We start from the raw sequence: 2,267 nt of genomic DNA on the forward strand, positions 1-2,267 counted from the left end.
CTAGAGAGTTTTATTTTTATCTTTTACTACTATCGCGCCATGTTTTTGGTTCAACTGGTCTACCATTAGAGTAAAGACTAGGATTCCATAATCCTACTTTACCATTACGTGCTTTACTTTCTACACGCCCATACACAGTATACAGCTCTGTATTCTTATTGCTGTAGCGGTAGAACCAAACCTGACCTTTTTCCAGCAGGTACTGGTTTACGTTTAAATAACCATTACCTTGAGGCAAGAAAGCATTTCCTAAATAACGTTTATATCTGTCAGTACCCGTAGTGAATAATTTAATAGTTTTACCTACAACTAAACTACGTAAGAAGCTAGCAGATTCTTGTCCATAAGTTTGTTTAACTTCAGGAGCATCTATGCCTAGTAAACGAACTTTAATCGTTTGGTTACCTACTCGACAATGAAAAGTGTCTCCATCGTATACACTTGAAACCTGACAAGAAGTTAATCTTAAATTATCTACACTCGAAGCAGAAATAACGCTAGAACTTTCACTTAAAGGGAGTTGTGAGATAGTGCTAATTCTTACTGGACTAGAAGAGTTAGCTTTGCTAACTGACCCCTCGGTACCAAACCAAGCAATCCCTGCTGTTACAATAATCGATAAAAAGTAAATTAATTTTCTCATTTAAAGCTCACCAATGTCTAAATTGTCTTTAAGTTGCTATATCTTAACATTGAACTGCCGATATTTCTAAAAAAGTTTACGCAAGTAGTTCAACAAAGTTATCAAGGAAAAATAAGTTAAAGAAAAACCGTCTTGGTAAATACTTTTAATTTACTTAACTTGAGCTGTTCTCCCAAATGTCAACGCTACTTTCTTCCAACAGTTTTCTTCAATGGTTTAAATTCTTATTCGTCTCTTAGCTTCTCTACTTTCTTGCTGCCTGTTAAACTAAAAATTTACTAGCTTGAACTACCCCTAATATTATTTTACATATCTACTTTTTCCCCTCTAAGTTCTGATTTTAAAATTTGATACTTTGCCACCTAACCTTTACCAATTTTTCCCACTTCTAAACTTGCCAAAATTTAAAAATTCTTAGCGGAATATAGCCAAAAAGCCTAGGTAATTCCTAGGTAAAACCTATCAAAATCTCTACTGTTAAAAGTTATTAAGTTGAATTAAGTAATTAATTTTTAGCTACTTTAATTTTTAAGAGCATAGCTAGAATTATGAAATTATTTTTGACCAATAACATACTTTTTTACTTGGTTATTACGAAAGTTTTTAAAAAGCTACGCTACCCCCCCCCATGACTAAATCGTTGATTATTAAGCATAAAAGCATCTTAGAAAAAAGTAATCTTTTTAAACAAAAATTCAAATATCTTAACATTCGGCAGGGTTAACGTATAATAAAATACACGGTATATGTTTATTTCTCATAAGCTTAATATTTTGCTTTTAATCTACCTTTATTTCTGCAAATGCCTAGTAAAACTACCAAATTAACCACATTTTTCCTTTCAACTAACTAGCTTTGCATCTTTTTGGCAACTTGGTACAGATTAAATTAAGCTTATACTTTTCATTTCTCACGGAAAACTCTTCCAAAACTACTTTCAAAAATATTTATTCACAACTTAGCCCCAAACAACTCAAAGCTCTAGCTCTTTTACCAAAAAGGGCGCTTTAGGCAAAGATAAAAATTAGATATGGCAGATCTTACTTTTATCGGAAGCTAGTTGTAATAAATATTTATATCATTGGCATGAATAGAACTTTAAGTTCTAATAATTTATATGTAGCAAAATGAATAATATCTATAAATTAAAGTTCAATAAAAAAGCTGCAGCTTTAACAGCGGTTTCTGAGTTGGCGACTAACGCTGTTACAGGAAAATCTGCGAATACTGCGTCCAAAGAAGCAGCTTCAACAAGTAAACTTTCTAAGTTCCTTAGAAATTGTTCCATTCTCACAACTTCTTCCATTCTTACCTTAGGTTCTTTAGCTTTTTCAACTGGTGTACAAGCTGACCTAAGTCGTGAAGGTTTAAAAGTTGTACACGGTAATGTACAACAAATTACTGAAGGATTAGTAACTACATATAAAACTGATCCAAACACCATTATTAACTGGGAAAAATTTAACATCAAGAATGACGAGATCGTTAAATTTTTACAACAAAACTCAAACACAGCGGTATTAAACCGTGTGCTTGGTGGACAAGTTTCACAAATCCTTGGTCAATTACAATCAAACGGTCAAGTATTTATTGTTAACCCAGCAGGTATTGTCTTTGGACAAAA

Annotated in this window: 2 protein-coding genes; one reads left to right on the top strand and one right to left on the bottom strand. The window is 32.6% G+C overall.

The features are described 5' to 3' along the window. Positions 1-16 precede the first annotated feature (16 nt). Complete coding sequence (locus CKF54_RS08055; protein ID WP_119525825.1) at positions 17-643, bottom strand: thermonuclease family protein; 627 nt, start codon at positions 641-643, stop codon at positions 17-19. 1,127 nt (positions 644-1,770) lie between these two features. Here CKF54_RS08055 and CKF54_RS08060 point away from each other — a divergent pair. Next, positions 1,771-2,267 (top strand): filamentous hemagglutinin N-terminal domain-containing protein (locus CKF54_RS08060; RefSeq protein ID WP_119525826.1); only part of this gene is annotated, 497 nt, incomplete at its 3' end.

Source organism: Psittacicella hinzii, assembly GCF_003585885.1.
Taxonomy (GTDB): Bacteria; Pseudomonadota; Gammaproteobacteria; order Enterobacterales; family Psittacicellaceae; genus Psittacicella.